22 protein-coding genes are annotated in these 20640 nt (G+C 49.2%); 11 read left to right on the forward strand and 11 right to left on the reverse strand.

Translation table 11 applies throughout. The annotated features are described in order from the left end of the window. The first annotated feature begins 663 nt into the window (after positions 1-663). Positions 664-3981 (forward strand): InlB B-repeat-containing protein, encoded by a 3318-nt coding sequence (locus tag McpAg1_RS06555; RefSeq protein WP_338094499.1) that lies wholly within the window; start codon positions 664-666, stop codon positions 3979-3981. 210 nt (positions 3982-4191) lie between these two features. On the opposite strand, the gene McpAg1_RS06560 is transcribed toward McpAg1_RS06555, so the two are convergent. From McpAg1_RS06560 to McpAg1_RS06585, 6 genes are read right to left on the reverse strand one after another with little or no spacing between them, the layout of a single operon-like run. Next, positions 4192-4416 carry a hypothetical protein gene (locus McpAg1_RS06560; protein WP_338094500.1) on the reverse strand — a complete coding sequence of 75 codons (225 nt, stop codon included), beginning with the start codon at positions 4414-4416 and terminating at the stop codon, positions 4192-4194. 49 nt (positions 4417-4465) lie between these two features. Beyond that, positions 4466-5125 (reverse strand): ABC-2 transporter permease, encoded by a 660-nt coding sequence (locus McpAg1_RS06565; RefSeq protein ID WP_338094501.1) that lies wholly within the window; start codon positions 5123-5125, stop codon positions 4466-4468. 1 nt (position 5126) lies between these two features. Then, positions 5127-5750, reverse strand: a complete 624-nt coding sequence (locus McpAg1_RS06570) for an ABC-2 transporter permease (RefSeq protein ID WP_338094502.1) — start codon at positions 5748-5750, stop codon at positions 5127-5129. 10 nt (positions 5751-5760) lie between these two features. Continuing rightward, entirely contained in the window at positions 5761-6405 is a 645-nt protein-coding gene (locus McpAg1_RS06575) for an ABC-2 transporter permease (protein ID WP_338094503.1), read from the reverse strand. Next, positions 6402-7262, reverse strand: a complete 861-nt coding sequence (locus McpAg1_RS06580) for an ABC transporter ATP-binding protein (protein ID WP_338094504.1) — start codon at positions 7260-7262, stop codon at positions 6402-6404. Before McpAg1_RS06580 ends, McpAg1_RS06575 begins: the two co-directional genes overlap by 4 nt. 3 nt (positions 7263-7265) lie before the next feature. Further along, a complete protein-coding gene (locus tag McpAg1_RS06585) occupies positions 7266-7658 on the reverse strand; it encodes a GntR family transcriptional regulator (RefSeq protein WP_338094505.1) in 393 nt (130 codons plus the stop codon). A 449-nt stretch (positions 7659-8107) separates the two neighbouring features. Between McpAg1_RS06585 and eif1A the strand changes: the two genes are divergently transcribed. From eif1A to McpAg1_RS06600, 3 genes are read left to right on the forward strand one after another with little or no spacing between them, the layout of a single operon-like run. Then, positions 8108-8425 carry a translation initiation factor eIF-1A gene (gene eif1A, locus McpAg1_RS06590; RefSeq protein ID WP_338094541.1) on the forward strand — a complete coding sequence of 106 codons (318 nt, stop codon included), beginning with the start codon at positions 8108-8110 and terminating at the stop codon, positions 8423-8425. Between the two features lie 31 nt (positions 8426-8456). Further along, positions 8457-8903, forward strand: a complete 447-nt coding sequence (locus McpAg1_RS06595) for a formylmethanofuran dehydrogenase subunit E family protein (protein ID WP_338094506.1) — start codon at positions 8457-8459, stop codon at positions 8901-8903. Positions 8904-8959: 56 nt separating this feature from the next. Beyond that, positions 8960-10222 carry a cation:proton antiporter gene (locus McpAg1_RS06600; RefSeq protein WP_338094507.1) on the forward strand — a complete coding sequence of 421 codons (1263 nt, stop codon included), beginning with the start codon at positions 8960-8962 and terminating at the stop codon, positions 10220-10222. Positions 10223-10342: 120 nt separating this feature from the next. On the opposite strand, the gene McpAg1_RS06605 is transcribed toward McpAg1_RS06600, so the two are convergent. Beyond that, positions 10343-12124 carry a YgiQ family radical SAM protein gene (locus tag McpAg1_RS06605; RefSeq protein WP_338094508.1) on the reverse strand — a complete coding sequence of 594 codons (1782 nt, stop codon included), beginning with the start codon at positions 12122-12124 and terminating at the stop codon, positions 10343-10345. A 288-nt stretch (positions 12125-12412) separates the two neighbouring features. Next, positions 12413-12571 carry a hypothetical protein gene (locus McpAg1_RS06610; protein ID WP_338094509.1) on the reverse strand — a complete coding sequence of 53 codons (159 nt, stop codon included), beginning with the start codon at positions 12569-12571 and terminating at the stop codon, positions 12413-12415. Between the two features lie 124 nt (positions 12572-12695). Here McpAg1_RS06610 and McpAg1_RS06615 point away from each other — a divergent pair, with 124 nt between their 5' ends. Together McpAg1_RS06615 and McpAg1_RS06620 are read left to right on the forward strand one after the other, a co-directional pair. After that, positions 12696-13337: a DUF2178 domain-containing protein gene (locus McpAg1_RS06615; protein WP_338094510.1), complete on the forward strand. Its 642-nt coding sequence runs from the start codon at positions 12696-12698 to the stop codon at positions 13335-13337. Then, positions 13327-13521 carry a helix-turn-helix transcriptional regulator gene (locus tag McpAg1_RS06620; RefSeq protein WP_338094511.1) on the forward strand — a complete coding sequence of 65 codons (195 nt, stop codon included), beginning with the start codon at positions 13327-13329 and terminating at the stop codon, positions 13519-13521. The genes McpAg1_RS06615 and McpAg1_RS06620 overlap by 11 nt, the downstream gene beginning before the upstream one ends. A gap of 303 nt (positions 13522-13824) precedes the next feature. Here the strand turns inward: McpAg1_RS06620 and ribB are convergent, their stop codons facing one another. After that, a complete protein-coding gene (gene ribB, locus McpAg1_RS06625) occupies positions 13825-14502 on the reverse strand; it encodes a 3,4-dihydroxy-2-butanone-4-phosphate synthase (protein WP_338094512.1) in 678 nt (225 codons plus the stop codon). Continuing rightward, entirely contained in the window at positions 14495-15169 is a 675-nt protein-coding gene (locus McpAg1_RS06630) for a DUF120 domain-containing protein (RefSeq protein WP_338094513.1), read from the reverse strand. The genes ribB and McpAg1_RS06630 overlap by 8 nt, the downstream gene beginning before the upstream one ends. A 110-nt stretch (positions 15170-15279) precedes the next feature. Between McpAg1_RS06630 and McpAg1_RS06635 the strand changes: the two genes are divergently transcribed. Genes McpAg1_RS06635 through McpAg1_RS06650 form a run of 4 tightly spaced genes read left to right on the forward strand, consistent with a single transcriptional unit; the run spans position 15280 to position 18601 of the window. Beyond that, a complete protein-coding gene (locus McpAg1_RS06635; protein WP_338094514.1) occupies positions 15280-15990 on the forward strand; it encodes a helix-turn-helix domain-containing protein in 711 nt (236 codons plus the stop codon). After that, a complete protein-coding gene (locus McpAg1_RS06640) occupies positions 15984-17027 on the forward strand; it encodes a hydroxymethylglutaryl-CoA synthase (RefSeq protein ID WP_338094515.1) in 1044 nt (347 codons plus the stop codon). The genes McpAg1_RS06635 and McpAg1_RS06640 overlap by 7 nt, the downstream gene beginning before the upstream one ends. Positions 17028-17038: 11 nt before the next feature. Continuing rightward, positions 17039-18202 (forward strand): acetyl-CoA acetyltransferase, encoded by a 1164-nt coding sequence (locus McpAg1_RS06645; protein ID WP_338094516.1) that lies wholly within the window; start codon positions 17039-17041, stop codon positions 18200-18202. A gap of 3 nt (positions 18203-18205) precedes the next feature. Then, complete coding sequence (locus McpAg1_RS06650) at positions 18206-18601, forward strand: Zn-ribbon domain-containing OB-fold protein (protein ID WP_338094517.1); 396 nt, start codon at positions 18206-18208, stop codon at positions 18599-18601. A 159-nt stretch (positions 18602-18760) separates the two neighbouring features. On the opposite strand, the gene McpAg1_RS06655 is transcribed toward McpAg1_RS06650, so the two are convergent. Further along, positions 18761-19588: a DUF169 domain-containing protein gene (locus McpAg1_RS06655; RefSeq protein WP_338094518.1), complete on the reverse strand. Its 828-nt coding sequence runs from the start codon at positions 19586-19588 to the stop codon at positions 18761-18763. A gap of 146 nt (positions 19589-19734) precedes the next feature. Between McpAg1_RS06655 and McpAg1_RS06660 the strand changes: the two genes are divergently transcribed. Next, complete coding sequence (locus McpAg1_RS06660) at positions 19735-20424, forward strand: PH domain-containing protein (protein WP_338094519.1); 690 nt, start codon at positions 19735-19737, stop codon at positions 20422-20424. Positions 20425-20640 lie beyond the last annotated feature (216 nt).

Below are 20640 nucleotides of genomic sequence, written 5' to 3' on the forward strand. Positions count from 1 at the left end.
GCTCCGCCCGTTTCGGGCGGGAGCTGCCCACATTAGAATCGAAGCGGGGCGGATGACTCAGGCACCCGCTCCGGTACTTGGTATGCTGGTCGGTCTGCTTGCGGCGGGAATCTTCCTCAGAAGAAGAGAGTGAGTACTCTCATCATCCGCTGCGTTCGACCTTCATGCGAGTGTGACCCTGTTTACCGGGGAAACCGGGCATGATGCAGGAGCGGCATGCGAGTAAGAAAATAAATTATTTTTTTTTCAAAGAGTTTTTTTGATGTATTTTGATGGTATAATTACGGCTTCAGATTTTCCGATTTTTTGTTTGTTTTTGGTTTGCGGGATTTGGTTAGGGTTGTTTTGTGGCTGCGGGTGTTCTGAGCAGTTCGGGTTTTATTTTGTGCGGTATTCCCTAGGTATTTCCTTTATGTTTTTTGTATATTTTTTATTTTTTCATTATTTTTTGTTCTGTTCGGATATGTTGATATAGGTGGGAGTGCTAATGTTATGGTTATCTCTCGGGGGCGTGGGATAGTTATTTCTGGCTGATCTGCTTTTCCGATGTGTGCTGATATTATGCGACTTACGAGTTTAGATACGGATAGTTCTACGGCTGGAACGAAGTTCAGGCGTAGGGTCGGGCTGACGATTTTGGTATTGATTTGCAGCTGTGTGCTTATGGCGGGAGCTGTGAGTGCGGCGGAACCAATTGATGGTGTTGCGTATGTGGAAAATTCTTTGGTGACTGATCCTGGGAACAATTATACTACGCTGAATGATGCTGTGAAGGCTGCCAATGCGGCGACCTCCGAAATCACGAAGATTGTTCTCAAAGCTGGGGATCATTATTCCGGTGGCGTCCAAACTATCGACTCTAATTTGGTGGCTGAGCAGATAGAGATAAAACGCAAAGATCTGATAATCACTGGTGAAGGAGCTATTGGTGCGGACGATTTCTATCCTTCGGTGCTTTATTGCCATAATGAGACTGAGGCTAATTCGATGGCTCGTGGGCTGGACATAGCTTCTGGTGCGACCGATGTGACTCTCAAAAATTTCAGTATTGTTGTGAGTGATAAATCACTGTATGGAGCAGTTATTGCGGCGTATGCAAACGATTTTGTTATGGAAAATTGTACGGTTGACCTGAAAGGAAATATTGGTGAGAGCAAATACATTTTCGATGCAGCCTCTTTGAATGCTGGTGGAACCCACATCATTCGAAACAACATTTTCCGCTCCGAGACAACCAAGACGGCGTGGACCGTTTATGCTGGTAACTACAAAGTTCAACGTACTGGTTTGCTCACTTTTACCAATAATACCATTATCGGTAATTTCACCTATGGTCTCAATCAGATTGTCGGAAATTATATCATCACTAACAATAACTTTTCCCTTGATTCAGGTAGTTTCGCTGGTATCAGAATTGTGGTGACTGACAATGAGAGCACGGGTGCTGTGTACTCGTACAGAAATATCACCAACAATATCTTCGGAGCTAATCTGCCAACAGCCGTCCATATTTATCCGATGAATATTACTAAGACAGAGCCAAAAGTCTTCATACCTGTCACGATGTACGATAATATGATCCCTTCCATCACTGGAAATCAGATTAAGAACACGTCAGGTTACATTGTTGATATCAGCCTCGTGAGATTCGCGGACTATTTTGCGGAATTAACATCGATACCTCAGATATCAACAAATACGAATATCCACTCGGGTGGTGGGGTTCCAATCATATTATCCGCAGACAAAACACATCGTTATCTCGCCCCTGCCGACGGCACAACCATGCCGCTGGTTCCGGGTGTTAATCTGTCTGGTGTAACGTGGACTGGTGACGACACAAGCGGATACACGCTTACGATCAGCAAAGACGGCACGTATAAGCTGATGAGTGATGTTACGCTTACTGAGATGTCGGTGATCCAAAATGTGGTCACACTCGATCTGAACGGACACACTATGTCTACTATTTCGGATATGCACAGCGGAGCCAATGGATCTAAGGACAACACCGCACTGCTTCAGAATTTGGGAACACTGATAATTACTGACAGTAGTTCCGGCAAACCCGGAAAACTGGAGGTGATGGCGATAAACAATGCGGCTTGGAACTCTGCGTCCGCTGTTATCTCGAATGGAGGAACACTCACCATTGCGGGAGGAAACATTGTGCATAAGGGAGGGACAGATATGTCCTATGCCATCGACAGCCTATCTGGAAGTTCTAACGTGAATCTCACAGTGAATGGCGGGACTCTCAGATCTGAAAAATATGTTACCATCCGTGCGTTTGCAAACTCACCTGCTGTATGGTCCAATATCACGATAACTGGAGGAGAACTCATCGGAGCAAAACGGGTTGTCTGTATTCAGGAGCCGAGCAGTACAGTGGATAGTTTAAGTTATCTGAATATCACCGGCGGAACCTTCAAGCTTGATAATACCAGCGATACAGCAGTTCCGCAGCAGGGAATTGTTGTCTTTGAGCACTATAAAAATGGTACCGGACTTTTCGCTGATATTTCCGGCGGAACCTTTGAGGCCGATCCGATTTGGGGTATGATCACCTTCGGTGATGATAGTCCTAAAGGGGGTGACGGTAAAAATACGACAGTACGCGTCACTGGCGGAACGTTCACATATGGTGGGTCTAAAAAAGCAGTCTACAATGTAACTGGTGCATCCAATACACCTGACAAGACAAGTAATGTAAGAATCCTCATGGGCGGATTCTACTTACAGGACGTGACTGAGTTCTGTGCCCCTGGCTACGCTACATCCACAATCCAGATGAATGGGAAGGGCTACTATGCTGTAGTCAAAGGTGTCGCCCCAAGTATCGCCAAGGACACTGTAACAACAACCGGCGACGGTCAAGCCACTGTAAAATTATCCGAGAATGAGGGAACCTATGATTCTACAACCAACACAGCGAGCCTGTCTGCCGGTCAGGGAGTAACGTTGAATATCACCTTCGACGGAACTCAAACCGGTGATATTTCGAGTGGTATATCCGGTCCCGTTGCGTCGATGGAAGTGGTCTATAAGGATTTAGAGCTGGATACTGGCAAGACCGTAACTGTAGATGTTCCTCTGACATCTAACGATCCGGCAAAAATTACTCAGATACTTCCAACACTCATCTCACCACCAGAAAGCACGATAACCAATGTGGACAACTCGCTCAAAGGTCAGTATACCAACATTGTACTCTATGCACTCGTTGAGGCTTCTTCAAGCAATATGGCGGCTTTCAACGCTGCAATTCCCAGTGGCGGCATGACCCTTACCTTCAAAATTCCCGCATCAGTACTTGGTGAGAGTCCCACATTCCTCATTGCACACTTTGGTGAAAATGGCGTATTGAAGGAAGTACTTACACCCTCCAGCGCAGTAAAAGAAGGAGATGTATGGGTAGTCACAGTAATCGGACATAATTTCTCCGGATACGGAGTGTTTACCGGTAATAAAATATCCAATCAGGGCGGCAGTGGCATACCAGTCAATCCACCAGTTTACAGTTCCTCTGACGGCAACATGGAGAACGCCTTCCGTGTCCTCTTCGACACAAATGGCGGCAGCTTCGTACAGCCGGCAACCGGTCTCTCCTATGGTGACCGTGTGCCGGAACCGGGCACGCCAACGAAGGACGGTTACGTCTTTGGCGGCTGGTACAAGGATGAAGCGCTGAACATTCTCTGGATCTTTAAGGAGGACGCTCTTCCGGGCGACATGACGTTGTATGCGAAGTGGATCTCAGGCAGCACTGTCACAGCAAGTTCCCCGAAGAGTGACTCGGCCATGCAGCCAGTTGCCGCAGCAATGCAGCAGCAGACCACCTCTGCGACCGCGGCTGTTTCATCCGCGGCGACAACTTCGCCTGCCGGCATTTCGCCGACTATGACCCAGGCTCCTGCACCTGTTGTTGGTATGCTGGTTGGTCTGCTTGCGGCGGGAATCTTCCTCAGAAGAAAAATCTAAATCTATTTTTTTTTTGAAAAAAGTAAGTGAGTCAATGGTGAGTGCGGCCTCGTGTGAAAAGAAAACCGCAAATCCACGCAAATGCGGTTTCTTTTTCTCATCATGCCCACTCACCACTAACCCGCTTACATTTTTCAGAAAAAAATCGACTAAATCTTTTTGTGAGAGTACACACAATGTGAAACTCCTATTTTTTTCAAAAAAAGAAAATTACATGTTTTCCAGAAACTTCTTCAAAGCACTCCAGTCACGAACAGTGAGAATGCCTGCGGCAGTCTGCTTCTCATGATGATTCAGTTCCTTTGAGTTGTGAATACCATCGGAAAGCTTCGCAATCCGCACCTCAAGAACATCATTATCACCCTCTTTCAAAATCGCAGCAACCTGCTCAAGATATGCCACAATCTCTGCCTTCTTAGCTGCACTTGTTGTCATACGTTATAATCATCCCTCATGCAATATACACGCTTTGGTCGTAGCACATTCACAGATCAACCTCCACGTATTTTCTCACCGATATCAGATAAAATGCAAAAATTACCGGCACAGAAACCAAAATCGGCACCCAGCAAAACGATTCCAGCATTCCAAGAAATTCCGACAGATTTCCATGCAGCGCCAGAACATAAAACATCAGAGAGAACAGCGGCCCGTTAGTCAGAAGAACAAGCATCACCAAAAATATCCACGTAGCTGACCTCTCCCCAAAATAATAAATTCCGGCAAGAGCGGCCGAACAACAGATCAGAGCAGCTCCCGAAAAAATCAAAATCCCGGCAAACGGACTCGTGAAAATATCTCCCCAAATCTCAAAACCAAAAACCATCATGGCCATGGCAAGAGCTGTTGCAAAAACTGCCGCAGCAGCAGTCAGCACAACCATCTCCAAAAACCGTGCACGCACAATCTCCTCTCGTGTCATTGGCAGAGCTGCCGCATACAATCTCCACCTCGTCTTTGAATCCTCATTAATTGCAATAAGCGGAAACGCAGCGCCGAAAAAGATCAGTATCCCGTATACCGTAATCCACAAACCAATTGCGCTGAAAAACATCAGCAGAATTACCGCAGCCACAATCACCGCCACAGCAAGCAGCGCTTTTCGCATCATCAGAAAATCCTTCACAAACAATCCCCGCATCATCTCAGTTCACATCCCACCGCTCATACGCAGCCAGCGAAACCCGCCATGACACCGGCAGCCCGACAAGACCGGCAACTGCGAGCGCAGCAGCAATCCAGCCAACCATCGGCTGGATCATCATATATGGTGCATACACTGCAAGATTCGGCAGTATCGCAACAGCAATAATCGCAAAAACACCGATGTTCATCCGGTACCGGTAAAACACCGCAAGCGTCACATCAAACACCAGCAGCGCTCCCCCCATAATTCCTATCCACCACACAAGCGGAGAAATCCCCAGCAGGTCTGCATGACCTGCCGGCAGAAAAATTTCGGCAAGGAGGGCGGACGCAAAACAAAGTGTGGCGACAGCCCCGAAACAGAGAAGACCGAACTGATACCTGGCAGCCACAATCTCCCGTCGCGTCCGCGGCAGAGCAAGAGCATACCGGTCAAAACGGCTGGTCGTATCCATAGTCATAGCATTAAGCGGCATCAAAATCGCAAAAAATGCCATAATCAGATACGAAACACATCCGATCCCAAGCGGCACCAGAAATCCTGCAATGATAACCGATGCCCCTCCCAGAATAAGGAATGCCTTTCGCAGATACAACCAGTCCTTCAGGATCAGCCCGTTCATCATTTTCGCCTCAGAACTCTTTCTTCGTGTAAATTCCTGCCGAAATCCGGTACGATGCCCAGACCGCAGCAGCAGTTATCACAGCTGCCGCGACAATCAGCACCATGGGAGGCGGCATATTGATCTCAATGCCTATCGAGTGCACCGCAGCCGACAGTCCGACAGCCAGCATAATCGGCACCAGAGCAATAATCAGAATGATGTACTGCATCTTTTCCGCACCGAGCTTGAACACCAGCGGCAGTACAGTACTGCCAAGCAAGAGCCCGCAGACCACAAACAAAGCGATCAGCGGGATTGGATCAATTACTGAAAGGAAGATACCTTTGCCTGGCATCAGGATGGTCATTATCAGGGAAATTGCGAGACAAATTACTCCTGCTCCAACAGTTGCCATCAGCATCAGGAGATACTTGCTTTTTACAATCTCCTTTCTCGTGAGCGGCAGGGTTATTGCGTACTTGTCCCATCGTGCGGTCGTATCGTAGTTGATCGCTGTAACCGGCAGCATAGCTCCGGACATCGCGAGAATGATGAACACCGGCAGCTCGTTTCCCATGGGAATGAATATGATGGAAAATACCAGTGTCATCAGTGCTAGATACTTCAGCGTGGAGTTGAGGTTCGTCAGGTCTTTGTAGAGCAGTCCGTTCAAATCTCCTCACCTCGCGAGTAAAACAGCATGATCGACTCGGTCGTTACCGGATCAAGAATCATTTCAGGATGTGCTGCGACAAAACTCTCTCTGTTTTTGATCAGTATTTCGCAGCCGAACTGGTTTTTGCGGTATCTGATGATCATCTCTTTGCTGATTCTTGCAAGGTCGTCACTGCTGCACTTCACAATACCCATGTCATCCATCAGTTCATCACGGCCTGCCGAGAAGACGATTTTGCCGTGATGAATAAACGTGAGATAGTCGGCAATCTTGTCAAGGTCGCTCGTGATGTGTGATGAGATCAGCACTGCATGGTTTTCGTTCTGAATAAATTCGAGAAATATGTCGAGAATTTCTTCGCGGACGACCGGATCGAGACCGCTTGTTGCCTCGTCAAGGATCAATAGTTCAGGTTTGTGCGCCAAGGCTGCTGCAATGCTGAGCTTCATCTTCATGCCGCGGGAAAAGTCCTTGATCTTTTTGTTTTCCGGCAGTCCGAACTTTTTGAGATACGTTTGATATAGTTGGTCGTCCCAATTCTGATAGATGTTTCCAAGTATTTTGGAGATGTCAGCTGGAGTGAGATTGTCGTGGAAGCAGCATTCATCAAATACCACGCCAATTTTCTCCTTTATCTGTTTCTCCTGACTGTCAAGGTCCATCCCGAGAATCTCAATGGTTCCCGCATCGCGGTGGATGAGGTTGAGGATTGCTTTGATTGTTGTTGATTTTCCTGCTCCGTTTTCTCCGATGAATCCCATGATGCTGCCTTTCGGCACAACAAAGGATACCTTGTCCAGAGTAAAGTCCTGATAGGCCTTGGTGAGACCTGTTACCTGTATTGCATACTCCATGTGTTACTCTCCATTGTAAAGCAGCTCGAGCATTTCTGTGAGCTCTTCGTAGGTGATACCGCTTTGAAGAGCGGTGTCGACTGCTTTCTGCAGATGTTCTTCGCAGAGTCGCATCTGCTCCTCTTTGATGATTTCAAGATTCGAGCCTGCGACAAAACTTCCTTTGCCGGTGACTGTTTCGATGAATCCGTCGCGTTCCAGATCAGTGTAGGCACGTTTGGTGGTGATGACACTGATGCGCAGTTCCTTTGCAAGAAGACGCATGCTGGGAAGAGCTGACCCTTCAGGCAGTTCTCCGCTGATGATCATGCGTTTGATCTGCGAGGTGATCTGCTCGTAAATGGGTTTATCACTTGCATTGCTGATGATGATGTTCACGAGTACCTCCTGCGTCATACTGTATATATCGTGTATATACATTAATACTTCGCTGCGGTTTTCGCTTTGGGATGAAACGCGAAGAACGCGAATAGCGCGAATGAAAAAAATCACCAATGGCGATTTTTCAAAAAAAAATTGTCAATGTTTTTTCCGTGTAATTCCGTGTGTTCCGTGGTTGCCCCAAATAAAACCAAGGACAGAGAATCCCTTTTTCTTATGCTATTTCATACCGAGTAAGTCCTATTCAGAAAAAATCGACTAAATCTTTTTGTGAGAGTACATAGACTCCTAAAAATCGCCATTGGAGATTTTTTCATTCGCGCTATTCGTGCTATTCGCGTTCTTCGCGTTTCATCTACACCCCAAAACCAAGCCACTTTTCAAACATTCCGGACAAAGTAACCCTATCAGGCATGTTTATCATATCACAGGGCTAATATATACCACAAACAGGGGTAGATATTCTGGGCTATATTGAAAATAAAAATCAGTCCGTCGCAGAAGACGGCAGCATCATCCGTGTAAGGCTTCCGAACAAACGTTCAAAGGAACAGTTCGCTCAGGCTGAACTGATGCTTGGATCCAATCACATCCGTGTTCGCTGCTCTGACGGTGTAACGCGTCTCGGAAGAATCAAGGGAACCATCAAGAAACGTGTCTGGATCCGCGAGGGCGACATTCTGGTCGTCACTCCCTGGGACTTCCAGGACGACAAATGTGATATCGTCTACCGGTACACTACCCCGCAGGTAGACTGGCTCCGTTCACACAAATATCTCTGAACAGATACATTCCATTTTTTTCCACAGCATCATGGTACAGATTCCAGCATTTGAAGCCGTGGCACAAGCTCACGGTCACACCTGTCCCGGTATTGCCCTTGGCTACAAAATCGCCGTGGTCGTGGCAAAATGGGCAGGGGAGTATGACGACGTCAGAATTGTCTCTCACACCACCCGCTGTCCGCTTGACGCACTGAAGGTCACGTTTGACACCAAACATCATCCTGAACGCATCATCGTGGAAAATACCGGCACCGTGAGCTTTGTGATCACGAGGCCCGACGGAAAAAAACTGTTCATCGACGAGGTCCCCGGGACTCATCTCACCACCGATGAACTGACTGATCTCAAAAAGAAGGTCGAGGCAGGAACTGCCGGCCCTGCTGACATGCAGCGCATGAACGAGATTAAGCACGAACTTTTTCTAATAATGCAGGCGATGGACGACACCGCGCTATTTTCTGTTCGCGAAGAGTAATATCGGTCAAACGATATTCTTTTTACGTCTCAGCCCCCACGTGAAAGTGTATAACTATGGAGGATATCACTTCAACGGTCGAGTTCCAGATGAGTCTTCTGCTCTTCGTGGCACTTGGCGGGTATCTCCTGGCAACACGCATTCATCAGTCCGCAGTTATTGGTGAGATCATCGTTGGTCTGATTGTCGGCCCGAGCGTTCTGGGCCTGATTACCTACACCGACTTTGTCCAAAGTCTTGCAGGACTTGGTGCGATTATTCTTTTGTTTGTTGTTGGTTTTGAGTTCGAGCTTAGTGATATCACCAACTGGCGGTACGGGGTGATAGCCCTTGTGGGGGTTATTGTCCCCTGGATAGGAGGCTATGCGACATCCATGTTCTTCGGCATGGACTTCTATACTGCGATATTTATCGGAACAGCCCTTACCGCGACAAGTATTGCGATCACTGCGAATGTTTTGCGGGAGATGGGCAAACTGCACCAGCCGGTCGCAAAAGCGATCATTGGCGCTGCGGTCATCGACGATGTGCTGAGTCTGATCGTGTTGTCCATCTGTAAGGATCTCGGCGCTACCGGCGAACTGGTGCCGGTGGCCGTGGTGTTTACGGTGATCAAGTCCATCGGGTTTGTGGTGATTGCTGCCCTTGTCGGCATCAAAGTCATTCCACCGCTGATCTCCCGGATGGACCGGACCAAACTTGCGAGACAGTTCCCTGAGTTTGTGTTCATCTTTGCGATGATGATCGCGTTCCTCTATGCGATGGCAGCGGAGTTTGTCGGTGTGTCTGCCATTGTCGGTGCGTTCCTTGCGGGTGTGTGCGTGAATCGGGTGAGTCTGAAGCACAGTCTTGACATCAAGCTGGGTGCCGAGTATCTCTACATCATCTTTGCGGCAATCTTCTTTGTATCGCTGGGTATCATTGTGGATCTGCAGTATCTGTTCGAGAAGCCCGAGATGATCTGGTTCATCATCGTGCTGATTGTTATTGCCATCATCACCAAAGTTGTCGGCTGCGGTTTACCTGCCAAGTTCCTTGGCATGAACACCCGCGACTCGCTGATTATTGGTTTTGGGATGGTGCCGCGCGGCGAGGTTGCGATGATTGTTGGTCTGATTGCGCTGACGCATTTCCAGGAGATGGCAGCAGCTGCAACTGATCTTGTCCAGAGGGAGCTTCTGCTTCAGCAGGGCAACGAGGTGTTCATTGCTATCGTGCTAATGTCACTGGTGACAACTATTGTTGTGCCGCTCGTGTATCGGGGATGGCTGTTTAAACCCAGAAAAATACCGGATGATGTGTGTGAGACGACGGATTAAAAAAATAAATGGGACGTACCGCTGTGATGAATATTTTTCAATCACCGCAGTGTGATGCCATAAAAAAATTTAGTTTCTTTTTTAGAAAAAAGAAACTAAATTTTTTGCGGCATTCCAAAATTATTTTTTCAGCCTTCTCTTTACCTCAGACTTGGGAACAAGATCACCGATCAGGTCCTTCCTTCCTGCTCTGGCAAGGCCGGAAACAACATAATCGTACTTGGATGGATCTTTCCAGTGCAGTATAGCACGCTGTATCAGCTTTTCATTGCCGACCGGCACATGAACTTTACATCCTGTCAGAGGATTCAGACCGCTGTAGTACATCGCCGTTGAAAGAGTCATTGGAACCGGCGTAAAATCCTGCACCTGTTCGGTATAGAGATTTTTTTCGCGGAGATACAGGGCAAGTTCAATCATATCATTGATGGTACATCCGGGATGCGATGACATCATATACGGCAGAAGATACATGCGTTTACCGGTTTTTTTCTCCAGTTTGTCCCGGACCTGTTCAAAGTGATTGATGAAGACATCGAACTTGAACTTGGTTGGTTTGTGCATCAGCTCCGTAACCTTGGAGGCGATGTGTTCGGGTGCAATCTTCATGTGACCTGAGATGTGATACCGCATGATCTCGGTAAGATATTTGTCGCCTTTGGGGTCAGGGGGTATGAGATCATACCGGATTCCGGAACTGATGAACACATGTTTTACGCCCGGCAGTTCCCGAAGATTTCGCAGAAGGGAGATATGGCTCTCTGCTCCACTTTCACGCTCTTTGCAGGAGGTACACTGTTTGTTGCGGCAGGGTCCTTCTTCTTCCCACTTTTGACAGATGGCCGCATACATATTCGCCGTAGGACCGCCGACATCCTGAATGGTTCCCCGGAACTCCGGCATTTTGATCATCCGTTTCGCTTCCCGGATCAGTGACTCCTCGCTTCTGGAGGTAATTATTCTTCCCTGATGATGCGTGATTGCGCAGAACGAACAGTTGCCGAAGCATCCGCGATGGGTGACAAGGGAAAACTGAACCGGTTCAAGTGCGGGAATTTTCTCTTTGTAGATCGGGTGCTGTTTGCGGGTGAACGGCAGTTCATAGAGATGGTCCAGCTCTTCTGTTGTCATCGGCCGCATGGGGGTGTTTGCAACGATGACGGTTTTCGGGTGCTGCTGGACAATCGGTTTTTTCGTCTCCTGATAGAAACTGGCAAATGATTTGCCGTAAATTTCCCGGTTGGTAACGTTTGGGTATGCCGGAAGGATCACCGCATCCTCCATCGGATTTTTCCGGTACTCGCCAACACTCATCGTCCAGCAGGTTCCCGGGACATCCCTGATCTCTTTTACCGGAGTTCTCGCGCGCAGTTTATTTGCGATCTCGATCAGGGCAAGTTCTCCCATGCCGTAGACAAGAAGCGATGCCGGTGCGTCGGCAAGTATTCCCTGTCGTACGCTGTCGCTCCAGTAGTCGTAATGGGCGAATCTGCGCATACTTGCTTCGATGCCGCCAATCACGATCGGCATCTGCGGGTACATCTTGTGGATTGCGTTGGTGTAGACGATTGTTGTCCGCTCGGGCCTGTTCAGTTTTCCGCCCGGTGAGTAGGAGTCCTGTGATCTTTTCTTGAGAGCAGGGGTGTATGCGTTGACCATTGGGTCAACCGCTCCGGGTACGACGGCGAAGAAAAGTTTTGGTCTGCCGAGTTTGGTGAAGTGTTTATAGTCTCTATCCCTCCACTCAGGCTGGGTGATGATACCTACGGTGAATCCTGCGTCCCAGAGTGCACGCCCGAGGAGTGCGGCGGCGAAGGAGGGGTGATCTACGTAGGCGTCGCCTGAGATCAGGATTACATCCGGACGGTCAATGCCGCAGTTTTTGAGCTCTGCCGGTGTCATTGGTAAAAATTCCGGTTGCGGCAGATGTTTTTCGACTGTGACCATATATTTTTTCTATATTGGTCTGCGTGAGTGATAAGTATCTCGGATAATGTCCATTATGGGAAACTATATATCACATTATGTAAAACATACTATACACTGAAGAAACAGGATGAGCCGGAAAACATGTTCCCCGCATGCGGGTTGTCTCTGTTTCTCCAGGAATAGATAGATGAAAATTCCTCCTCTATACAAGCACCAACAGCAAGAAATCTGACCACACACCAAGGTTCAGGTAAGAATCAGTCATACACACCCATACACCACACACATAAAATAGACGAGCGGTTCACTGCCGACACACCCCATGAGGCGGCAGAATCCTTCGTCTGCCTCTTTTCGATTGGTGTTTTCCAATTTTCCGTGGACGGAGTAGTGAAGCAGGTATTTGTCTTGCGACGACATGGAATAACAAATGCAAAGCCGGTCATGAGAAAAATAATAATACCCGTGTATACAATTGTATTATGTAAAAGATTGCATACATGACCGCTCTCTTCGACGGAATCTCTATCTGAGTTGAACAATTATGAAACAAAATACCTTCTATATTATCATAGGCATCATTGGGCTTCTTGAGGTTCTGCTTTTCTGGGCATCCATTCAGTTTTCCAATCCGTTTATCATTGCAATTGGATTTATTGCCGGAGCATGTCTGTACTTTGGCCTGCGAAGGACGGTAACTGACTGTTATGAGGATGAGCGCCAGAACATGATTAACATGAAAACAGCTTCAGCAACGCTCAAAGCGTTCTGGGTCAGCTTTTTTACCGTTAATCTTGCAACTGTTGTCTATGTTTTCAGTGTTCCTCTCGGTTTTAAGAATATCACTTACAATGTGATTTCTCCTACTACCGGTGCGGGCCCTGAGATTGCGAATGCGACCGGCAAGCTTGCTCACAATATGGCCGCCTATCAGCCTCCGGTTGACGCTTACTCGGTAGCAATCACTCTGCATCCGAGTGCAAACGATGCCCTCGCTGTTGTGAATTCGACCCAGATGGAGGTTGTAACTCTCTTTCCGGGACCCCCTGAGATGATCGCGATATCACATCTTGGCATCTTTGGTGTGATTCAGATCCTTTTGCTTGTGCTGATGATATTCATCTACGCTGCATTCAGAATTTATTACTCTCACAAGTTCGGTGAGTGGGACGACGATGAAGAATAAGATCAAAGTCTACCGGGCGATGAACGACCTCACGCAGGAGGGGCTCGCTCAGGCTCTTGGCGTTACGCGGCAGACGATTCTGGCCATTGAAAAAGGTAAGTACGATCCGTCGCTGGAGCTGGCGTTCCGCATGGCAAAGTACTTCAATACAACCATTGAGGAGATCTTCACCTTCGAAGGGTGAGGATTTTTTTATTTTTTCTGAAAAATTATTTCACAATATTTTTTTCTGTATTTTATTGGCAAACACTGTTTGACATTGTTCGTTGCTCCGCCCACGGAAAACACAGACCACACGGATATTTCACAGAAAAACATCACGGAGCAGACGTGAACATCACGGAAATGAATTGTTTTCGGATTCAGTGTTGTTCTCGTCTGCTCCGTGATGTTTTTATTTCAGTGTTTTCCGTTTTTCCGTGGGAGGCAGGAATTAATGGGCAACACCTATTTTATTTTGAAAATTTACAAACAAATAAAAAAAATATCAGGCAGCAGCTCTGCGCCGCTCCCACTCGTCCAGCACTTCCTGGCCCTCGATGAAGATCAGTCCATGCTTTTTCGCGTACGCCTTTGCCCCTTCTTTATCCAGAGCAAATCCGTCATCAGCCATCATCTCACAGATCGTTACCGCAGGCGTTACTCCTGCCATATCAGCAAGAGCGACCGACAATTCAGTCTGTCCGCGGCGCTGATCCAGCAGACCGTCAGCCGCACGCAGCAGTGCCATGTGGCCCGGAGTTCTAAACTCATCTGAGAACTTTCCGTGCGCTCCTGCCTCAAAATCCCTGACGTATCGTGCGATCGACGTAACCGTCAGCGCACGATCACGGTCCGTCACGCCGGTATAGGTATCGCGGTGATTTACCCACAGAGAAAACGACGAATGATTCCGCCGGTCATAGGGAACATCCCCCTCCTTCTCCACAATATCTCCGGTAAACCGCAGCGCGTCCGATGCAAACGGCAGGCCGAACGCTTTTGCCGACTCGCCTGAAATAGCAGTACAGATCAGACCGCCGCCGTCTTTTCGAAACATCCGGATCGTCTCCGGCGTCACTGCCGAGGAAAGTACCGCAAAATCCGTCTCCTTCTCACGGTTATCAAAATCGTACAACAAAATTACCTTGCCCTGCTTCAGGGCTTCTAACGCCTGCTCAATCATATCCTATCTCCACAACAACTTCCTTTCCATCCTCAAGACCAAGTGTCGCACGAAGCGGCACACCTGAGATCACCTCAATGATATCCTCAGGATAATGCGTTCGTCCCGGCACCACAATCGCACACGGAACATTCTCAATCCTGCACGGAATACATCGCGCCTCGCCAAACGTTCGGTGCTCATCCGAAAAACCCGGAACACTCGTCCACTCCAGCGTATCAATCCGTTTCCGGACCAGAACACTCTGCGGATTCAGCTTCAGATTCAATGTTCCCGGGTACGGAGCGAACCCGCAAAGTTCACTGAACTTCTCCTGATAATGGGGGATTGACATATAATATCTGCCTTCGCCGACACCTGAGATCACACTGCCGGTCAGCACATAATGTCCACCGATCCTGTCAAATATTTTACAGTACTCGGAAAACTCACGGCGAAGCAGATCCTCGCCTGACTTTGTCACCAGCACAAACTGACCTGATGGCTCGGTCGTCCGTGAGATCAAATGCGCAGTTTCCAGCGCACGTAACCTGCGCGACGCAGTCTGCTGGCTGATGCCAAGCTGATCGCCAAGGCTCTGGGTCGATAGACGAACCGGCCCCTTGCATCCTCCCATTGCTGCAATACGCTTCAGACAGAGTGTATCCTCTGCGTCGACTGTATCCATGATACTCACTATTGGGTGGTTTCTTATATATGAGTTCTGATACAACAATTCGTGTATTGACGAATTCGACGACCAGCCTTTTATGTAAGGAACGAAATACAATATCATGTATGAAACCGGGACTGCGTCAACAGCTTGCCGAAAAAATGGCAGGTGAAATAACTCTCTCAGACGCGCCCGGGAAAGCGCTGAAAAAATGGAGATCCAGTTTTCAGATCGCTCCCGGTGTGTTAGCAGACCACCTTGGCATATCTCCGTCCGTTATTAGTGACTATGAAAGCGGCCGGAGAAAAAGCCCGGGTACGGGAGTGGTTGGAAAAATTGTAGACACCCTTTTAGACATTGATGAAGAGAACGGCGGCAAGTACATTCAGAAGTACGGCAAACTGCTCTTCTCAGATTACGATGACGAAGTAATCTATGATATCCATGATTTCGCCTCATCAATTCCGATTCGGGAGTTATCGGAACTGATCGACTGCACCCTTCTCTGCGGCTCTGAAGATCATCAAATCTTCGGCTACACTGTGGTGAACAGTCAGAATGCGATCCTTAACCTTTCACCAAACGAGTTCAACCGTATCTACGGCTGGAGCACTGAACGTGCCTTAATTTTCACGGATGTTTCAACCGGCAAATCGCCGATGATTGCAATCCGTGTAACTCCGTTCAAACCCCCGTACGTCATTCTTCAGGGAATCGACGCCGAACACGTGCACCCGCTGGTGAAAATGCTCGCAGAAAAGGATCGCATCACTGTCTTATGCACATCCCTTGATGTGCAGGAAATTATTACCCGCCTGAGGAATACAGAATGGTAGGAATCATTACCTATGGGGCATACGTCCCCAGTTACCGGATTAAGGTCGAGGAGATCGCACGCGTCTGGGGCGCCAACGCCGCAGAGATCACCGGCGGTCTTGGCGTTCGCGAGAAAGCCGTACCCGACTACGATGAAAACACCGCAACCTTTGCGGTTGAATCCACCCGCAGTGCTCTTGCCCGCAGACCGGTTGATCCAAAAGAGATCAAAGCGGTCTATGTCGGCTCTGAGTCGCACCCGTACGCTGTCAAGCCGACTGCCGTCACGGTTGGTGAAGCTATCGGCGCAACGCCGGTTATGACCGCGGCAGACTACGAGTTCGCCTGCAAAGCAGGAACCGCAGGTATTCAGACTGCAATGGGTCTGGTCTCCTCCGGCATGATGAAGTATGCCGTTGCTGTTGGTGCCGACACAGCGCAGGGTGCTCCGGGCGATGCCCTTGAGTACACTGCGGCAGCTGGAGGAGCCTCCTACATCATCGGCAACGATGATCCGATCGCAGTCATCAACCACACCTGCTCGTTTACCAGCGACACGCCTGACTTCTGGCGCCGCGAAGGAGAGGACTATCCCCGTCACGGCGGAAGATTCTCCGGCGAACCTGGATACTTCAAGCATGTGATCGGCTGTGCCAACATGATGCTTGAGGATATGGGGACCAAACCCGCAGACTATGATTATGCGGTGTTCCACCAGCCGAACGCAAAGTTCCCGCAGAAGGCTGCAGCATCGCTTGGGTTCACACCTGAACAGATCAAGACCGGTCTTCTTGTGCCAAGACTCGGCAACACCTACAGCGGTGCTGTCCCTCTCGGCCTTGCAGCAATTCTTGACGTTGCAAAACCGGGCGAGAAGATCTTTGTCACCAGCTACGGCAGCGGTTCAGGATCAGATGCGTTCGACATCACCGTGACCGATGCAATCCTTTCCAAGATCGATCGCAGCAAAGGACCTTCGGTTGAGTCGATGCTTGCCAAGGCAAAGTATCTGGACTATGCAGTGTATGCACGCCACAAAGGAAAGATCAAGGTGTGAGGTGCGGAAAAATGAGAGAAGTAGCAGTTATTGGTGCCGGTATCACGGCATTTGGAGAGCTTTGGGACACCTCGTTCCGCGACATGTGTGCAGAAGCTGGTGTGAAGGCACTTGAAGATGCAAACGTTGTCGGTGAGCAGATCGATGCGATGTTTGTCGGTTCGATGTCTGCCGGCAGATTCATCGGTCAGGAACATGTTGGTGCGCTCGTCGCAGACTACGTAGGACTCGGCGGCGACCTGCATGTGCCGGCAACCCGTGTGGAAGCGGCATGTGCGTCCGGTGGTCTTGCGTTCCGTCAGGCAGTGGCAGCAGTTGCGTCAGGAATGTCCGACATTGTTGTTGCAGCAGGTGTTGAGAAGATGACTGATGTTGCAGACGCGACTGATGTTTTAGCAGGCGCAGCAGACAGAGAGTGGGAGAGTTTTGCAGGAGCAACGTTCCCGGGTTTGTATGCGATGATCGCATGCGACTACATGAACAAGTACGGTCTTACCCGCGAACAGCTGGCACAGGTTGCAGTGAAGAATCACTATCACGGCGCAAGAAATCCATATGCACAGTTCAGATCCGAGATTACTCAGTCCACTGTGCTGAAGTCAACGCTTGTTGCGTCGCCTCTGCGTTTGTTTGACTGTTCTCCGGTTTCTGACGGTGCAGCCGCTGTGATCGTCTGTCCGCTTGATCGTGCAAAGGAGTTCACCGACACGCCGATTAAGGTTCTGGCATCTGCTCAGGCAGGCGACACGATTGCCCTGCATGACCGTCCGGACTTTTCGACGATGGGTGCAACGGTTGCCGCAGGTAACTCTGCATTCAAGCAGGCGAAGCTGGAGAGAAAGGCAGTGAACTTTGTTGAGGTTCACGACTGTTTCACGATTGCTGAGCTTTGTGCTATCGAGGATCTTGGTTTTGTCCAGAAGGGAACGGCAGGAAAGTTCACTGAGGAAGGCCAGACACAGATTGGCGGAAAACTGCCGGTCAATACGTCCGGCGGTCTGAAGTCCTGCGGTCACCCGGTTGGCGCAACCGGTATCAAACAGGTCTGGGAGGCTGTTCAGCAGCTTCGCGGCGAGGCCGGCAAGCGTCAGGTTGACGGAGCTGAAATCGGTATGACCCAGAACGTGGGCGGTACCGGAGCGACGGTTGTGTCGCATATTTTCGGGAGGGTGTAAGCGATGACAGTTGCACGATTCTGGAGAGCAATCCCCCAGAGATACAACATGGTCGGCACGAAGTGCGAGACCTGCGGAGCGGTGTTTTTCCCGCCGCGCTCGGTCTGTCCGCACTGCCGCCGTGACGGTAAGATTGTTGAGTATCAGTGTTCCGGCAAGGGAAAGGTCATGACTTTTTCCGTTGTCCACTCGGCAAGCGATCAGTACTCGGAGATGAAGCCGTATGTGCTGGCAATTGTTGAGCTCGAAGAAGGCGCACGCATGACGACGCATGTTGTCTGCGAGCCTGAAGAGGTCTATATCGGCATGCCGGTGAAGTCGGTGTTCCGTGTCCTTGACCGCGAGGGCTCTGACGGTATTATCCACTATGGTACGAAGTTCGTGCCTGACGTGGCATAATTTTTCCGGCAAGGGTTTCTCTGGTCAGCGACCAATACGGTCAAATCTTTTTTTTGTGAAATTTTCGTGTGTTCCATTTTTCCGTGGGTTGAAATGCAATCAATGATCTTTCGAAAAAAATTGTTCAGGAATCCATTGACCCTGCTATGCACAAAAAAATTAGTTTGATTTGTTCAGCTCTTTCCAGACATGTGACTGGAATATACTGTTTTCCTTTGCCGACGCGTCCATTGCAAGAAACATCTTCCAGGGGACTGCGTAAGTGAGATACTCGTTTGGGATGAGGTTTCGTGAGTGGAGTCTTCCGGCAAGATCGGTGAGGCCGAGAACTGCGTTCGGCACATCCTTTTCTCCCTGCCGCACGGCTTCGGATCCGATTGCCTGACACGCGGATGCACGCGAGGTGCATGCCATGCCGTTGCCGTCCGGTAAGGCTCCTGCAAGATGCATGAGTGCAGACATCTGCACAGGATTTACGGTGAAGATAACGGACAGCGGAACTTCGCCATCTTTGAGTTCTGCAAGCGGCTTGTAGACCGCATACTTTTCCGGCAGATCATAATTCGGCATCTGTTCTTCGATGAACTTTCGCGCAATTTCCTGTGAGTAGTGCATGCACTCTCCGGTCCGAAACATCTCCTGCCGCTTCTCAGGCATGAATGAGATCACTTTTTCATAAAGCTCCGGATCTTTTGCCGAGGCAAGACCATGCGAGAAGAATGCGGCGAAGGTGTCAATGCCGCCCGGCAGCCAGCGATCATATGCCCTGCCAAAACAGAGCCCGCTCGATGCTCCTGCACAGAGAAAGGTGTCACGATCGAAAACGGCAGTCCTTCCCTTGACCGCTGCCTGGGCAAAGTACGGCATCACGCAGCCGCTCTTCATACCGGCACGCGGTTGCATGGCATTTTCAGGCTTCGTGTCGGTGCGAAGGAACACCACAGGATGAAATCTGCTGCCAAGTTCGTTTGCAATATTACTATCCATAGTTGAGTGAGTGACGCGGGACGAGAAATATTTTCTCTCCGTACTATTGAGATCATGCAATAGCTCCGTGGGTCGCTCATAGATGAAGGTAAAACCCGGCAGACAAGAAAGGCATAAGAACTGAAAAAACAAAGATAGAATCAGTTATGGCTGAGAATGAAGCAGGCAGTTCGATGCCTGAGGATATCCTGAATACCTTTTACTCCGGGGAAAACCCGCTGTGCGTACTGCAGAATCTGCAGGACAGCGGAAAACAGCGAAAGATCATCATCGTGACCGACCAGCGGCTGATGTACTTTGAAGAGAATGCCACCGGCCTGTACGATGACACGCTGTTTGCATTCGCCCGCATCGACACGGTAGTCTATCACGAAGGAAAAAAAGTTGCCGAGCTGAAGATCACCGAAACCGACGGCGTGATGCTGAAGGTTGGCTGGCTCACCAATGAAGAAGCCCAGCGTGTCCTCCTGACGCTTCAGTCAGCGATGAACGACCTTGGAACAGCAGCAGTCTCACTCGACCGCAAGAAATCCGTCTTCTCCGGCGAAGAGTGGACACTGAAAAAACCGGTTGACTATCTGACCAAGACCGTGAAAAACGAAGCAGTGCCCATGAAGGAAAGCTACGTCGCGCCCATTCTTCCAAAGGATGCATGCGAAGACAAGGAACAGGAGCTCTTTGAAGATATCAGCGAAGAACCTGCAACGGCCGAGATGGATCAGCAGACCGTGATCGAATGCCTCAAAGCGCTTCGCACACTCTATGACAACTGCATCATCACCGAAGAGCAGTACCGCAAGTACCGGCTGCCGCTCTTAGAAAAACTCGATATCTAATCTTTCCACTTTTTTGGCAGTGCCCGTTAAGTCCTGCCCTCACAAAATTATCATGAAAATGAATTGTCTTAGAATTCTGTGATGTTCTCTTCTGCTTCGTGATATTTTTCGTGCCTATTTTGCGCATTTCGCGTTTTTCATGGGCGAAACTGCGACAACATCTCCATGCTTCCCATCAACAAAATACAGCGCCCTGAATTAGAATGATTAATAATG

This window comes from Methanorbis furvi, assembly GCF_032714615.1.
Lineage (GTDB): Archaea > Halobacteriota > Methanomicrobia > Methanomicrobiales > Methanocorpusculaceae > Methanocorpusculum > Methanocorpusculum furvi.